This window comes from Pelagibius sp. Alg239-R121, assembly GCF_947331435.1.
GTDB lineage: Bacteria > Pseudomonadota > Alphaproteobacteria > Kiloniellales > Kiloniellaceae > Denitrobaculum.
Map to the genome: position 1 here is coordinate 530428 of NZ_CAMZOF010000001.1, position 16040 is coordinate 546467.

Here is a 16040-nt window from a genome sequence, read left to right on the forward strand (position 1 = left end):
TACAGAAAATTCCAGCCCAATCCGCAATCCTGTTTTGAGCGCACCAGCAGGCCTTCGCGGCGCGGGCGCTGTCGTGTTAGATCATGCTTCTGTGCTCGGTATTCGGGGTTTGATGATCCAGATATCTTTGCCGGAAACAGAGCATCGGTTTGAAATTGTTGCTGTTCGGCCGACAACATCGAGTAGCTGTCGTGCCAAGGGCCGGTAACGCCAAATCCTGGGAGACTGCGCGCTATGCCAGCCACTTCGTCAAACAATTCACCGAAAGCCCTGCCAAACCGCGCTGGCGCCTGGTCGGCCCTCTCGCGCCATGCCGAGCTCGTGGAAACTCTCCGGCTCCGAGATCTGTTCGACAGGGACAGCAGGCGCTTCGATAACTTCTCTTTGAGCCTCGATGATCTTCTCGTGGATTTTTCCAAACAGCGAATCACAGCCGAGACTCTTCCGCTGCTGCTCGATCTCACCAAAGATGCTGACTTGGATGCGGCCCGCCGCGCCATGTTCGCGGGTGAAAAGATCAACACGACGGAGAAGCGCGCGGTTCTCCATACCGCTCTGCGTAACCGTTCGAATGATCCGGTGCTCGTGGACGGCAAGGATGTCATGCCGGAGATCAATGAGGTGCTGGCTCAGATGCGGCGCTTCAGTGATAAACTGCGCGGCGGTGCTTGGCGCGGGTACCGGGGACAGGCCATCACAGACGTGGTCAACATCGGTATCGGCGGATCGGACCTCGGTCCGCAGATGGTCACCCAAGCGCTTACACCCTACGGCCGGGGCGGGCCGCGTCTTCATTTCGTCTCCAACGTCGATGCCAGTCACCTGATGGAGATCCTTCGTCCTTTGGATGCCGCCACGACGCTCTTCGTCGTCGCCTCTAAGACCTTCACCACTCAGGAGACCATGACCAATGCAGCGTCGGCACGGCAGTGGTTTCTGAGCTCCGGCGCCAATCAACCTGACATCGCGAAGCACTTCGTTGCAGTCTCGACAAATGACACGGCAGTTCAGGCCTTCGGAATTGATCCCGAGAATATGTTTATCTTCTGGGATTGGGTCGGTGGCCGCTATTCCCTCTGGTCGGCCATTGGCCTGCCCATCGCCCTTGCCATCGGGATGGATGCCTTCGAGGATCTTCTTGCAGGCGCCCACACCATGGACCAACACTTTCTGGAAGCGCCCCTGAGCGAGAATATTCCGGTCATTCTCGGACTGCTCGGCATCTGGAATGCAAACTTTCTTGGCGCTTCAAGCCATGCGGTTCTGCCCTACGATCAGTATCTGAGCCGCCTGCCCGCCTACCTTCAACAGGCGGATATGGAAAGCAACGGAAAGTCCGTAACGCACGACGGTGCCGCCATCGACTACGCAACCGGCCCTGTCGTCTGGGGTGAACCCGGCACCAACGGGCAACATGCCTTCTATCAGTTGATACACCAGGGCCGGCACATGATTCCCGCCGACTTTCTGGCGCCCCTGGAAAGCCACAACGATCTCGGCCCCCACCACAGGATCCTGCTCTCCAACGTGTTCGCGCAGGCCGAAGCGCTGATGAAGGGTCGCACCCCAATGGAAGCTGAGGCGGAGATGGTCACGCAGGGGATTACTGGCGAGTCATTGAAGCACTTGGTGCCGCACCGGGTTTTCGACGGTAACAAACCCAGCACGACAATCCTGTTCCGAAAGCTCACTCCCTACACACTGGGCAAGTTGATCGCGATGTACGAACACAAGATTTTCACTCAGGGTGTGATCTGGAACGTCAATTCCTTCGACCAGTGGGGCGTCGAGCTCGGCAAGCAGCTGGCCAGCCGCATCTTGCCGGAACTGACCCAATCTTCAACCGAGAATCAGGTGCAGGGCGCACACGACAGCTCGACCAACGGCCTGATCCAGCATTATCGAAATCACCTGGCACAGGCAGGCAAGAAAACCTAAAGACCAATTTGCCTAAAATACCGGACAATCCGTAGAACTCGAAGACTGCAGGAGCCAGCCCAGCGATGGCCAATCGGCAACAACGGCGCGATGTCACGAAATCGCATATGGACAAGGGCGCACAGGCCTTGCGCCGTGGCGACCCAAAGGAAGCCGCCGTGTGGTTCGGAAAGGCCGTCGTCAGCGAACCGAAGAATGCTTCAGCCCACCATAACCTGAGCTGTGCATTGGCGGACGCCGGCGCCCGGGATCTGGCAGTCGTATCATCCTGCCGGGCGCTGGAACTCAACCCGAAGCACGACAACGCAATTAAGATGCTGGCGTCCTTCTTGAAGACACCGGATCTGGTTCTTAAACGGCTGCCCGGCCCGAAGGCCCTGTTGGTCGCCTTCGCGGCTCCCGATACGAACCACACCACGTTCGGTCCGCTCGCCGCGCAGATAATCCGGCAAACGTCGGCGCTCTCGCCGGCCTTCGAACGGATGCAGACAGAGGGGGCCGAAGCGGCAGCGGAATGGCTACTCGGGAAAACCGGCGTCAAGACCCTGGCCGAACCCCTGCTGCTTGCACTTCTGACCAAGACCATCAATCAGGATCTGGTGCTCGAAGAACTGCTGACAGCGTTACGCAGGACCTGCCTGCTGAAATTTTCAAGTTCTGAGACGACAGCGCCACCCCTCCAGCGCCTTATGTCGGCCCTGGCCGTTCAGGGCGCCATCAACGAGTACGTTTTTGTCACCACCACCGAGGAAGAAGAGGCGCTCGATCGTCTTGCACAAGTGATTGGGGCTCAGCTCGACACCGACGGGCGCATTGGAAACGAGGCGCTGCTATTTGCGCTCTATCGTCCACTACAGGATTTGTCCGGCGCGCAGAAGCTGCTGGAGGTGAACCCGAAAAAGCTGCCTGAAGCCCTGCGCCGTGTCGTCGACTTCACGTTGCGCCAGGAACAGGAGGAAACCGCCCTCAAGGCCGGCTTGACACGGCTTCGGCCGATCGATGCAGCTGGCTCGGCCATCGTCGCCGAACAATACGAGGAAAACCCCTATCCGCGCTGGTTAAGCATGGATGTGCCACCCGCAGGCAGTTGGATGAAACGTTTGCGCGAAACTGTTGGAGACTTAGCGTCTGGCTTGGCCGACGAACCGGAAGACATATTGGTAGCAGGCTGCGGCACTGGCCGGCATGCATTGTATTGCGCGCTGGGGTACGGTCCCAAAGCCCAAGTCCTAGCAATTGATCTCAGTACTGCGTCGCTCGGTTACGCCTTACGCAAGACCAGATCGATAAACCCGAAGAACCTTTCGTTCCTCCAGGCCGACATTCTGGATCTGGACCTGCTGGAGCGCGATTTCGATATCATTGAGTCTGTCGGCGTTCTTCATCACATGGCGGACCCGATGGCCGGTTGGCGGAAGCTCTGTAAGCGACTTAAACCGGGCGGCGTCATGCGTATCGGCCTGTATCGAGACTTAGGCCGGCAGGATATCATGGCCGGGCGCGCCTACGTTCAGGCGCAAGAGCTGGCTGGAGATGCCGACGGCATTCGCAGGTTTCGACAGGCGATAATGGGTGCTGACAGTACGTTGGCCGGCGAAAACTGGTGCCACAGCCTGCTGGCCACACCCGATTTCTACAGCGCCAGCGAAGTTCGCGACCTCGTGTTTCACGTCCAGGAGCGCAACTACCGGCTCCCCGAAATTGCAGAAGCCATGAAAGACTTGGGACTGCAGTTCGCCGGCTTCGACGGCCCCAAACCACTGACCGACGCCTTTCGCCAGAAGAATCCTGACCCCCGATCGCTGAATGACCTCAATGTTTGGTGGGATTTCGAACAGCAGTATCCCGAACTGTTCCGGCGCATGTACGAATTCTGGTGCGTGAAACCCGGCGACTAGGCCAAGTTCCCGAAGAGATAAACATTGTGTTGTGCCGCTTCCAAGGTCCAACCCAGCATTGCCCGCGTCCAATTTGTCCGCTAGTTAGTCTGCGCAAATTTCAGGCTGGCTGATCCGCACAATGCGCCAGCCTATACAAGAAGTCGGATTGAGGATCGTCGATGCAGGAACTGACCAATTTCTGGAACACCGTTACCGAAGTCTGGACGCAGGGCTATCTCGGTATCGATATCGGCCGCATAGTGACGGCGATCGGCATCATCGCAGTGGCGATGTTGCTGCGCGGTCTTTTTACCAGAATAGTCATCCGACGTTTGCGTGCGATGGTCGAACGGTCGGAAACTTCGATCGACGACGAGGCGCTCGATGCGCTCGAGGGGCCGCTCAGGCTGGTTCCCGTCGTAATCGGTCTTTTTTTCGCACTCGAATACCTGAAACTCGACGGCCTCGCACAGACTGTTGGGGTCAATTTCGAACGATCGCTTGTCGCCTTCGTTATCTTTTGGGGGCTTTACCGGCTGGTCGATCCGCTCAGCTTTCTGCTGCACCGACTGGACCGGATTTTCACCGCCATCATGGTCGAGTGGCTGGTCAAGGCGATAAAGGGGGCGTTTCTCTTTCTCGGCGCGGCAACGATCCTGGAGGTCTGGGGTATTCAGGTCGGCCCGATCATCGCCGGACTCGGACTGTTCGGTGTCGCGGTTGCCTTGGGCGCGCAGGACATGTTCAAGAACATGATTTCCGGCATTCTGATCATCGCCGAGAAGCGTTTCGAACGGAACGATTGGATCAAGGTCGACGGTGTCGTCGAGGGCACCGTGGAATCGATTGGTTTTCGTTCGACCCGGATCCGGCGTTTCGACAAGGCACCGGTTCACGTGCCGAACTCCTTTTTGTCCGACAATGCGGTTACCAACTTCTCGAAAATGACCAACCGCCGGATCTACTGGATGATCGGCGTCGAATATCACACGACGGCGGAACAGCTGCGCCAGATCGTTCAGGAGATAAGTGACTATCTCAAGGAAACCCCCGATTTTGAAACAGACCCACGGCGGGCAACAACTCTGATCAATGTCGACAGCTTCAATGATTCGAGCATCGACATCATGCTCTATTGCTTCACCAAAACGACCAACTGGGGCGACTGGATGGTGATCAAGGAAAACTTGGCGCTGAAGGTAAAGGAGATCGTCGAAGGTGCCGGCAGCGGCTTCGCTTTCCCAACGACCACAATTCACATTGAAGGATTTCCAGGCAAGGATTCCACCCCGGAAGGTCTAGGTATTGAGGGCATAAGGGCTGAGCCGGGATCTGCGCCCGAAGCACCTTAGGCTTTGGGTTATGGGTCCAAAAAAGCGATTGGCCTGACCTAGAGTCTGATTGCATTTCACTAGATCAGATAGACGCGGAAATTCGCTCTGCAGTAAATTGCGGGGTCAGATTTATAGGGTCAATTGGAACGCCTTGCGAGATTCCAATTGACCCAAACCTGCTCACCGAAGGGTTCCCAACCTAGACTGTTTCCGTCAAGAACGGCAGTCCGCCAGGCTGTAGAAAAATCTCCACTTCAAGATTGCGGCAGCAACAAGGCAAATGATTGACGAAACATTAACACAACTATGTCAATCCAAGCGCGAATTTATACAGTATTACCGTTCTATGCCACAGAATCATTAAAGTCACCATTCAGATTTTAAGGCGATGTGATAATTCAATGTCATCAAAATTGACGAATTGATTGTCCAGGAATTCTTGCCAATTATCGTTCCGTCAATGCGCAAACAGACTGAGCGAGCGGCGCGTTTCAGTCAGTACCGCGCAAAGTCCGGATCGGTTTCCAGCGGGGATTAACTCCTCCTGAAAAAAGCCGCCCCGGGAGTTGAAGCGAAACGTTACGAGGATGATATGACTGCAGAGATTGAATGGGTAACAGGTGTTCTTAGGGTCGGCCGCAGCTTCGAAGAGCACGGTGATCCCTATGACTTTTCCTGCACGATCAACCGTCGTGGCGATTGCGCGGAACTGATTGGCGGTAATGGTACGATCACACCACAGATCTGGCGAGACGTGAAAGAAGCTCTGATGGCGCAAGGCGTTACCCATGCCCACTGGGATCGTCTCAACAACGCGCCGCGATCGATTGTCGCGAACAGCGCCAACCAACTCTCAATCCAACCCAGCGAAGTGGCCCACTACACACTGAACAGTTAGAACAGGATCGTTTCTGATCGGAGCGATCAAAAATCCGGATCAGCCTCTCACTTAACAAGGAGAGGCTGATTCACGTTTTACTCTGATTCGATATGAAACGCTCCTTGGTATCAGACCTGATCATAACGGAAACACTCCATCGTATGGTCATTGACCATCCCGGTCGCCTGCATGAAGGCGTAGCAGATTGTCGGTCCGACAAAACGAAACCCCTTTTTCTTTAAAGCCTTCGACAAGGCTTGCGACTCAGCCGTCTCGGCGGGAACTTCAGCAAGGCTCTGCCAGCGGTTAACGATCGGTGCACCGCCGACAAAAGACCACACAAAGTTCGAAAATGCGCCACCGCCGGCCCGCGTCACTTCGGTGAGTGGATCAGCTTGTGTTTCGGCAGCCATGATATCCAACCAAGCTTGCGCATTCCCAATCGTCGCCGCGATCTTTGCGCGGTTGCGCACAATGCCCGTATCTTCCATCAGTGTGGCAACCTTGTCAGGGCCATACCCCGCGATAGCTTCAGGATCGAAGTTGTCAAAAGCCTGACGATAGGTCTCACGCTTGCGCAGCACGGTGATCCAGGACAAGCCTGCTTGCGCACCCTCCAAGATCATCATTTCGAACAGCATCCGGTCGTCGTAAACCGGAACGCCCCACTCCTGGTCGTGATATTCGACGTAGAGCTCTTCCGCCCCAACCCAATCACAACGCCGCAGTCCGCCACGGATCATCATTTGTTTCCATTTTGTTTATGTTTTGTACACATTGAAAGCATACATCGACGGGTCGAAAGACACCAGTAAATCCTGCCGAACATCTGCCCCCCAGGCCTCTTGCACTGCTGCATTCCTATCTGCCCAACAAAATGACAGGGTATGAAAACCTATTAACCCTAGAGATATTGAACCACTTCATAGCGTTAGCGCATCCAAATTGCGTCTGACAGAACACATATCGCGCTAGGAATTGAAGCCTTTACCATTTAGAAAGCTTGCTGTGGGAAACTTCACGAGAAGTAGAAAATCCACGCATCCAGCCAGGGAGGCAAAGTTGCAAGCGACACCAGCAGCCCAAGCCGTGCACAAGGCACGTGATTTCAAGCATAGGGCTGATCCGGGCGCGAACAACGATAACGCCGATCCCTTCCTTTCCCATTACTTTCGTCGCATCGACCCGGACGTTGCCAACTCCTTCAACGAAGAACAGTTGGGCGCGATCAGGACGATGTTCTCCAATCGTGGTATCGCCGCACACTCACTTGAAGTGCGCCGAACACTCTCATTCGGGCGCAAACGCTTCTACTTGATATTCCTGCTTGGCAGAGAACGAAGAGCCTACGAACGGAACGGACGCTCGGGTAGCCTCGCGCAACGCTTCAATCTGTTCTTTTATTTCGCCGTAACCGCAGCCTGGTTGGTTCCAGGATTTCTGCTGGCCAAGTTGATCGGCTGATCACGGCCAACATCCAGCGCGCCGAAAAACCAACCGATTGTTCAGATCGAGCGATTGCGTTCGAGAAGCGCCGCCATTTCGGCGGCCGGCAAGGCAGGACTGAAGAAATATCCCTGGTAGCTATCGCAACCCAGCGCGCGCAAGGTGGCATACTGCTCAGCCCGTTCAACGCCTTCGGCGAGGACAGTCAGACCAAGCCCCTGCCCCATTTCAACGATAGCCCGCAAATCCTCGACACCATCGTCCGCATCCATAAGGCCAGCCACGAAAGAGCGGTCGATCTTTACTTTGCCGACTGGCAGGCGTCTTAACAGCGACAGGGTGGCGTAGCCGGTTCCGAGATCGTCGAGTGCCAAATTGATTCCGAGATCGAGAATTGGTTTCAAGCGCTCCGATACCTCCTCCGGATCGCTCGGGTCCGACGTTTCCGTCAGCTCGATTTCGATCTGACAGGGCTTTACACCTGATTCCGCCACGATCTCGACAATGCGATCGACATGGGACTTCTGCTGGACCTGGGCAAGCGACAAATTAACCGCACAACTCACCGACGGCAGCCCCTGGTTGGCCCAGTCGGCCGCCTGGGCGCAGGCTGTCTCCAACACCCATTCACCGATACGCGTAATCGTGCCAGTTGCTTCCGCAGCGGGAATGATGTTGCCCGGAAGCTCGAGCGTACCGCTATCACCGCAGAAACGAACCAGGGCTTCTGCCCCGATCACCTGGCCGCTCGATACCGCGATCTGGGGTTGATAGTGCAACCTCAACTGTCCCTTTTGCAGAGCCACTTCAAGGTCTTCCGCGTCCATGAGCGGGTGATTGGCCGCAGCCCCGACTTCGGCTGCAAGGATATCGACTGCGGCAGCCTCAGTCCTGGCAGGTGAGGGGCGCGCAAACTTGTGCTGCACCCCTTTACCCGCCAGTTCTGCAGCCGTGGCAGCGGCGGACAGCAATCCGTCGGGATCCTGAGCCGTTTCGGGATAGACGGCGACGCCAGCCCCTGAAAAATTCAGGCTGCCGCACAATTCATCAACGATCTGCGCCGCGAAGGCCAAGGCATCATCCTTGACGAAGCAGTGGTCCGCGATCGCGGCAACAGCGGTGTGATCGACACAACACGCGGCGCGCAGGTTGCCAAATTGCGACGCAAGCCCTGCGGCGATTCCTTGAATCTCCTGGGCGGAATTCCCGTCGGCAGCAAAGTAAAAGACGGCGAGACCGGCATCGCCGCGCTGCGCCGCCTGAAGCGATGCCACGAGGTGATCGTGAAACAGCAGGCTGCCAGGCAAAGGGCGCCTCGGCTTTTTTCGTCGCTCAAACATGTGTGATCGCTTGGGTTTTGCCCCACCACGGCAACAGCCGTAGCGCGGTCAAAACCGACCAGTCGCGGACAACCAACAGAATTCCACTTCGACGCCGTTATACATGATTCGCAATGGTATCGTCTAACGCGAGAAGACCCGAAAAACGCTACCAAGCGGTGTAATATCTTTAGACTAACATATTTTTACAAAAAAAAAGCACTGCGTATCTCCAGTAGCGGGAATTGGAGTAAGATCCCTGACGTGCAGCCACCTGACGCTCAAAAACCCTTAGTTGGATTCAGCAAGCCGGGTAATCGTTGCGGTAGTCGAATGACCAGGCTGCAGCTCGGCCAAAACCACGGTTCCACCGTAGGATTGAACCTCTTTTGCCCCCACAACTTCCTCTACCGTGTAGTCGGCGCCTTTGACCAAAACGTCGGGACGCAGAGCCTCGATCAAGGCAAGTGGTGTGTCTTCGCCAAATACAACAACACGGTCGACATCTTCCAGTGAAGCCAAAACGACGGCGCGCGCCGTTTCCACCTGAACAGGACGTGCGGGGCCTTTTAGACGGGCAACGGAAGCATCACTGTTCAAACCGACCACGAGTCGGTCACAGGCCGCCCGGGCCTGCCTGAGCAGCGAGATATGCCCTGGATGCAGTAGGTCAAAACAGCCGTTGGTGAACCCCACCTTGAAGCCCGCCTGCCGCCAACGCACGATTTGATCGAGCAAGAGTTCCTGATCGACGAACTTGGCTTCAGCCTGTGACAGCCGGGACGCGTAAATAGCCTGACGAATCTCCATTGCTTCGGCTACCGCCGTACCGGTCTTACCGACAACGATACCGGCCGCCACATTCGCCAGACCGGCGGCCGCCTCGACCTTGATACCAGCCGCAAGAGCAGCTCCAAGCACGGCCACCACTGTGTCGCCTGCACCCGACACGTCATAGACCTCCCGCGCACGCGCAGGCAGATGACAAGCCTCACGGCCCTGTATGACGAGCGACATGCCTTCTTCACTGCGGGTTGCCAGCACGCCACCAAGTTCGGCGCTCTCAATGACCGCCCGACAAGCCTCGACGATGGCGTCATCGCCCTGTACCGGCTGGCCCGAGGCTTGTGCAAGTTCGCGTTTGTTGGGGGTTACCAGCGCCGCGCCGCGGTAGTAGCTGTAGTCGACCGCTTTGGGATCGACCACCACGGGACAACCTAAGTCCTTGGCGCGGGCGATCAGATGCGAGACAACATCGCCCGGCAGAACCCCTTTGCCATAATCGGAAAGAATCAGCGCACCGGCCTGTTCAAGCGCCTGTTCGGCTGCCGCCAAAAGACCGTCCCTGGTTGATGCCGACATCGCAAAGGGTGTTTCCCGGTCGGCACGGAGCAGCTGTTGTCCAGTGGCGATGTAACGTTCCTTGATGGTGCTGGCGCGTTCACCATCGATCATGAGGCTTATTGAGCCCGGCTCATGGCTTTCCCGTTCGACCAGTTGCCGGATTTCACGCCCCGCAGGATCGTCGCCAACCACCGAAATGAATGTCGTCTTTGCGCCGATGGCGGTCAGGTTGCGCAGAACATTTCCGGCGCCGCCCAACATTGTCACTTCGCGCTCCAAACGCAGAACCGGGATCGGTGCTTCCGGCGAAACCCGGTCAACCGCGCCATAGAGAAAGCGGTCGAGCATAACGTCGCCAACCACCATGACCCTGGCACCGTCGAGGCGGTCGACAAGTTCGAGCAGATCAGTTGGCTCGGTCATTGGGCAACCTCACTCATGGCGTTACACCAGTCCCAGAGACTGTTCGAGTGCCCCGCAGAGCATCTGCCCCAAAGTGATGTGCATTTCCTGAATGCGGGCCGTCGTTTTCGAAGGAACAATCAGCAGGGGATCTGCCAGGCCGACGAGACGGCCACCATCGCCACCTGAAAAGGCGGCGGTGACAAGACCTTGATCACGCGCCACCTCCAGGCCACGGATCACATTTGGGCTGCGTCCCGAAGTGGAAATGCCCAGGGCCACATCTCCAGGCTTGCCCAGCGCAGCCACCTGACGGGCAAAGAGCTCATCAAAACCCAGATCGTTGCCGATCGCGGTCAGCGCCGAGGTATCGGTCGTCAAAGCGATCGCCGCAATGGGTGCACGGTCCTTGACGTAGCGCACGGCAAGCTCGGTCGCGAGATGCTGCGCGTCGGAGGCCGAACCACCGTTTCCGAAAAACAGAATCTTGCCGCCGTTACTAATGGTCTTAACTGAGGCTTCAACCAGCTTTGAGAAAGGTGCCGCCAGGGCAGCCTCGGTCGCGGCCGCGACCGCGCTGTGCTCAGCAAATTCAGCCGCATAAAACTTCGACAGATCCAGATGTTCACTCGCCAACGACATTAGCGTCCTTATCGCTCAAAGTTACTTCGTGTTCGAGGGCGACACACGAACTCGATCGATTCCGCCAAGAGTGATCGCCCTCAAGAATTTAGTCAGCCATGCCCCAGCGCGACAACATTAAGAGTCCATCGATCATGGGTGCGAACCGGCTTGCGGCCGCACTTTAGTCCTTCAAGGCACCTGCCGCGAGAGCAAAATAGCCTGCCCACGACGCCTTGGTTAACGCTTTCTCAAGAGCCCAAACCCTAGACTTGGTATGACCGGAAAACCAACTGACGCCGGTCAGAACGGGCAAAACAGCTGATGCGAAGTTCCGGAACAGGTCTGCTTCCCAATCAGGAAGCCATTTTTTACGACTATGCTCAGCGTCTGCAGCGCAACGCTGGCGGCAGACGAGCCTTGCATGCACGCTTGTCGAAACTGCAGCCAGACAATCGCCGCGAGCACCACCTGCGGATAGCACAGGCGACCCTCGATGAGGTCGTCCGGCTCGACGACGGTGCACTCTTTCGTTTTGGGAACGACGATCTCGTCATTGTCTGCGGCCGCGATCTTGCCGAACAGATGGATGAGGCCGTCAAACGCCTCTCATACTTCTTCAGCGACGATCCCTTACTGAACATCGGCTCAGCCCACAGCCATCATGGCGACGAAAGCTTGTGCAAGCTCTACCTTCTGGACCAGGACTACGACGAGTTCGTCGCTCTTGCCCAAGGCTTCGCCAACAGCCATGCGGACGAGCTCGCGGCTGTTCAAGACGCCGCGGCAGCAGCCCGGGCCAGAATGATGCCGCTGAAGCCCAACCAGCTCGGCGACATCGCTACCGCGATTGCCCAGGCCGATCTCTCAAGCATGATGCAGCGGCAATCTACCTTTCTGCTGGATGCCGACGGCCGACCGGAACCGGTGTTCCGGGAGATCTATTTTTCCATCGATCATCTTCAGGAGGTCTTGATCCCAGGCCATGATATTCTCGCAAATCGATGGCTATTCCAGGACCTGACCCGTCACCTCGACCGGCGGATGATTTCGTTGCTGGTGCACAACGACGACGACAGCCTGCGCCAGTCCTACAGTCTGAACCTCAATGTCTCGACTCTCTTGTCATCGGACTTTCTGGCGCTTGACGAGACTCTTAACCCCGACGTGCGGCGGAGCATCGTGATCGAATTTCAGCTCATCGACGTCTTTGCCGACGTCGCGAGCTTTCTCTTTGCCCGCGATTTCCTGCGTGAACGGGGCTACAACGTCTGTCTGGACGGCACAACCCATCTTTCCCTGCCTTTCGTGGACCGCAAACGACTGGGATTCGACATGGTCAAGCTGTTGTGGGACAACGACTTCAGCAACACGATGAAATCGTCACGCGGGCCGGAGCTCCGCGCCGCAATCAGCGAGATCGGGCCCGATCGGGTCATCCTCAGCCACTGCGGCAGCGAAGACGCACTTCAGACCGGCAAGGGTTTGGGCTTGAGCCTTTACCAGGGGTTTCACATCGACCGGCTGCGCGATTCCCTTCGTACGCCAGGTGAATCGGCAAGTATCCTCAGCAACGCCATGGCACGCCACAGAGCGTCCGAACGAAAAGGCTGACATCAGCGATTACGCGTCGAACGACGCGTAGCGTGCAGATCATATCCTCAGAGCCAGATGCTCAGTTCCGCGGCGCATACTTGGCCAGGATCCGTTGCAGGGTCCGGCGATGCATCCTCAAACGCCGCGCAGTTTCCGACACATTGCGATCGCATTGCTCGTAGACCCGTTGGATATGCTCCCAACGGACTCTATCGGCACTCATGGGCAGATCCGGCGGCGGCGGAAGGGCCTCTCCACTTTCCAGCAACGCCGCCTCCACCTGATCCGCATCAGCGGGCTTGGGAAGGTAGTCAGTTGCGCCGACCTTGACGGCGGCAACGGCGGTCGCAATGTTGCCGTAGCCGGTGAGTACGATAATGCGGGCATCTTCCCGTACCTCGCGAAGAGCCTGGACCACCTCGAGACCGCTGCCGTCCTGGAGCCGCAGATCTACTACGGCATACGCGGGGCACAAGGCCCGCGCCCGGGCTGCTCCCTGTTCGACCGACGTCGCAAGAGTGACATCGAAACCGCGGCGTTCCATGGCGCGTCCAAGACGCTCACAAAACCTTTCATCGTCATCGACGATCAGCAAAGGACGGTTCTGCGCCTCGCCTTCTGACTCGTCGGTACTTTGTTCATCTCTCATCCGATTTTCGTTTTCGATCATTTCGATCCTTTCACCGGGAACTCTCGCTCTAACATAAGTAATAGAGGCTGGTTCACGTTTCGCTTTGACTCAAAATAAACCGATCGGGCTCCAAGGAGTCACGAGACCAGGTTATCTGTACCTCGGCACCGCCCCACTGTCCGTTATCGAAGGTCACTGACGCGCCCGTTCGCCCGAGCAGTGTTTTGGCGATAAAGACACCGAGGCCCATGTTTCCGCCATCACCGGAATTACGATGACTGTTGTCTCTCACCGACGATCTTTTCGCTCCGGCACTGGGCTTTAGCCACGCCTTGCCGCTGCGATGTTCCTTCGCCCGGGATTCCTTGGCATAGATATAAGGTTCTCCCAGACGACCGAGTATCGCGGGATCAAATCCCGGACCGTCATCGATGATGGTGACGGACACGGATTCCCGATCCCACGCGAGACGGGCGTCAACTCTGGCATCGGCGAACTGCATGGCATTCTGAATGAGCAATCCCAAGCCATGCAGCGCCTCGGGACTGCGAAAGACGATCGGTTGGTCGTCCTCTTCGTCGAACAGGCAGTTCATCGTTATGTCAAACTGCACGCCATCTCGTTCATAGGGCGCGGCCGCAGCCTCAACCAACACTTCCAGGGGCAGGCGGTTGAAAAAATCGTCTCTCTCCTCTTCGGACCAGGCCGTCAGGTTGGCCAGGATCTCGCCGCAGCGGTTGCTTTCGCTCAACAGAAGCTCGACATCGTCGCGGCCTGGGCTTTCGGCGGGCAGGTCCCGATTGAGCTCACGTGCCACCACCGCAATAGTTGCCAGGGGGCTGCCCAGTTCATGGGCTGCGGCCGCGGCCAGGCCGCCAAGGGCCGAAAGGCGCTGTTCGCGCGCCAAGGCCATTTGTGTCGCCGTCAAAGCGTCATACATGTCACGCGCTTCGGCCGCGATACTGGAAACATAGGCCGCTATAAACAGGGCGGCGACCACCAATGCCGCCCAGGCGCCGCCGACATAGAGCGGCGGTAGGGCAAAACCGGCAGCCATCCAGGGCAGCGGATAGTGCCAGAAAGCCAGGGCGGAAACCGCCATGACAGCCAAAATAGAGAGGATCACCGTGCTGCGCCGCGACAGATTCGACGCGGATACCGTGACCGGGGCCAGAATGAGAATGGCGAAGGGGTTGCTGAGACCACCGGTCAGGCCCAGCAGAACCGCGAGCTGCAGCAAATCGAAAGACAGGGTCAGCGCAGCGTCACGGTCGCTCAGCCAGGGGTCGGCCCGGCGGGTCGCCGACAGCACGATGTTCAGGACACCCGACATCGCAACGACCAGCAGAGCCGCGACAACCGGCAGTTCGAAGTCGAAACCGAAGTAGATGATCGCCAGGGCGCCCAACTGCCCGACCAGAGCGATCCAGCGGATCACCACCAGGGTCCGAAGCCTGACCTTTCCACTGAGCCCGCTCTCGGCGGAGGGGAAGAGAGAGACGAGTAACCTTCTCATGGCGATATATGACGTCCTGAACCCAGCGAAGACAAGCCCTCAACGCCATGCACGACAAGCGTTCCTCTGCCCTCGCCTCGCCGGGTTATGGAGAACAATACCGTCAGGCCGGGCCGCTGACACCGGCCTCCTCAAAGGTGGCCATACCGCTGTGGCAGGCGCAGGCGGCCTTGAGGACCAGAATGGCCAAAGCTGCACCCGAACCCTCGCCCAGGCGCATGTCAAAATCGACCAGGGATCGCTGACTGATGGTGTCGAGAAGGCGCTGATGACCCGGCTCGACGGAGCGGTGCGCGACTTTGCAGTGATCCAGCGCACGTGGATCGATCGCGTAGAGGACGGCCGCCGCCGCAGTGCAGGCAAAACCATCGAGAAGAACCGGTGTCCGGGCCATGCGTGCCGCAAGGACGGCACCTGCAATGGCCGCCAGTTCCAGTCCACCGACGCACCGCAGAGCCTCGAGAGGATCGGTCATGATCGACCGGTGCCGCTCACTCGCCTGATCGATCAGCTCAATCTTGCGTGACAGGGTCGGGTCGTCGATCCCGGTGCCGCGGCCTGTCCAATCGACTGCAGAACCTCCAAACAAGACCGTACAGAGTGCCGCGGCAGCCGTGGTGTTGCCGATGCCCATCTCGCCAAGCGCCAGAACATCGATGCCGTCCTCCACCGCCATCATCCCGTAGGCCATCGCCCGGACGCAATCTTCTTCGGTCATCGCCGGCGTTTCGCTGAAATCCGCGGTGGGCTCGTCAAGCGCCATCTCGTAGACCCGCAGATCAACATCCCCCAGCGCACAAAGCTGGTTGACCGCTGCGCCGCCATGAATGAAGTTTGCAACCATCTGCTTGGTCACCTCTGCCGGATAGGCCGAGACACCGCGCGCGGCAATTCCGTGATTGGCGGCAAAGACCGCCGTATAGGGTCGTTCGACGGCCGCCGGATGCCGGCCCTGCCAGGTCGCCAGCCATTCAGCAAGCTCCTCAAGCCGTCCTAGCGAGCCGGCTGGCTTGGTCAGCTGCGCCTGTCGGGCGGCGGCCTCTGCAGCAGCCATAGTATCCGGCCCGGGCAGCTCCTTCATCATTCCACGGATTTCGTCGAACGTCGCCACAACCGCTTTATCGCTCATGGGG

13 protein-coding genes are annotated in these 16040 nt (G+C 57.8%); 6 read left to right on the plus strand and 7 right to left on the minus strand.

Annotation, left to right across the window (positions count from 1 at the left end; all coding sequences use genetic code 11):
* The first annotated feature begins 234 nt into the window (after window positions 1-234).
* From pgi to QMZ18_RS02245, 4 genes are all read left to right on the plus strand, one after another.
* Window positions 235-1938 carry a glucose-6-phosphate isomerase gene (gene pgi, locus QMZ18_RS02230; RefSeq protein ID WP_282604598.1) on the plus strand — a complete coding sequence of 568 codons (1704 nt, stop codon included), beginning with the start codon at window positions 235-237 and terminating at the stop codon, window positions 1936-1938.
* Between the two features lie 65 nt (window positions 1939-2003).
* Entirely contained in the window at window positions 2004-3836 is a 1833-nt protein-coding gene (locus tag QMZ18_RS02235) for a methyltransferase domain-containing protein (protein WP_282604599.1), read from the plus strand.
* A 161-nt stretch (window positions 3837-3997) separates the two neighbouring features.
* Window positions 3998-5170 carry a mechanosensitive ion channel family protein gene (locus QMZ18_RS02240; protein WP_282604600.1) on the plus strand — a complete coding sequence of 391 codons (1173 nt, stop codon included), beginning with the start codon at window positions 3998-4000 and terminating at the stop codon, window positions 5168-5170.
* Between the two features lie 574 nt (window positions 5171-5744).
* Window positions 5745-6050, plus strand: a complete 306-nt coding sequence (locus QMZ18_RS02245) for a hypothetical protein (protein ID WP_282604601.1) — start codon at window positions 5745-5747, stop codon at window positions 6048-6050.
* 110 nt (window positions 6051-6160) lie between these two features.
* Here QMZ18_RS02245 and QMZ18_RS02250 read toward each other — a convergent pair whose 3' ends face one another.
* A complete protein-coding gene (locus QMZ18_RS02250) occupies window positions 6161-6778 on the minus strand; it encodes a DNA-3-methyladenine glycosylase I (protein WP_282604602.1) in 618 nt (205 codons plus the stop codon).
* A 316-nt stretch (window positions 6779-7094) separates the two neighbouring features.
* Between QMZ18_RS02250 and QMZ18_RS02255 the strand changes: the two genes are divergently transcribed.
* Entirely contained in the window at window positions 7095-7496 is a 402-nt protein-coding gene (locus tag QMZ18_RS02255; RefSeq protein WP_282604603.1) for a hypothetical protein, read from the plus strand.
* Between the two features lie 41 nt (window positions 7497-7537).
* Here the strand turns inward: QMZ18_RS02255 and QMZ18_RS02260 are convergent, their stop codons facing one another.
* From QMZ18_RS02260 to QMZ18_RS02270, 3 genes are all read right to left on the minus strand, one after another.
* Window positions 7538-8818 carry an EAL domain-containing protein gene (locus tag QMZ18_RS02260; protein WP_282604604.1) on the minus strand — a complete coding sequence of 427 codons (1281 nt, stop codon included), beginning with the start codon at window positions 8816-8818 and terminating at the stop codon, window positions 7538-7540.
* 270 nt (window positions 8819-9088) lie between these two features.
* A complete protein-coding gene (gene rfaE1 / locus QMZ18_RS02265; protein WP_282604605.1) occupies window positions 9089-10564 on the minus strand; it encodes a D-glycero-beta-D-manno-heptose-7-phosphate kinase in 1476 nt (491 codons plus the stop codon).
* A gap of 21 nt (window positions 10565-10585) precedes the next feature.
* Window positions 10586-11185: a D-sedoheptulose 7-phosphate isomerase gene (locus QMZ18_RS02270; RefSeq protein WP_282604606.1), complete on the minus strand. Its 600-nt coding sequence runs from the start codon at window positions 11183-11185 to the stop codon at window positions 10586-10588.
* A 303-nt stretch (window positions 11186-11488) separates the two neighbouring features.
* On the opposite strand from QMZ18_RS02270, the gene QMZ18_RS02275 reads away from it, so the two are divergent.
* Complete coding sequence (locus QMZ18_RS02275) at window positions 11489-12778, plus strand: hypothetical protein (RefSeq protein WP_282604607.1); 1290 nt, start codon at window positions 11489-11491, stop codon at window positions 12776-12778.
* A 61-nt stretch (window positions 12779-12839) separates the two neighbouring features.
* Here QMZ18_RS02275 and QMZ18_RS02280 read toward each other — a convergent pair whose 3' ends face one another.
* The 3 genes from QMZ18_RS02280 to cobT form a co-directional block, all read right to left on the minus strand.
* A complete protein-coding gene (locus QMZ18_RS02280; protein ID WP_282604608.1) occupies window positions 12840-13409 on the minus strand; it encodes an ActR/PrrA/RegA family redox response regulator transcription factor in 570 nt (189 codons plus the stop codon).
* Between the two features lie 73 nt (window positions 13410-13482).
* Window positions 13483-14907, minus strand: coding sequence for an ActS/PrrB/RegB family redox-sensitive histidine kinase (locus QMZ18_RS02285; protein ID WP_282604609.1), 1425 nt, complete (start codon window positions 14905-14907; stop codon window positions 13483-13485).
* 103 nt (window positions 14908-15010) lie between these two features.
* Complete coding sequence (gene cobT, locus QMZ18_RS02290) at window positions 15011-16036, minus strand: nicotinate-nucleotide--dimethylbenzimidazole phosphoribosyltransferase (protein ID WP_282604610.1); 1026 nt, start codon at window positions 16034-16036, stop codon at window positions 15011-15013.
* Between the last annotated feature and the right edge of the window lie 4 nt (window positions 16037-16040).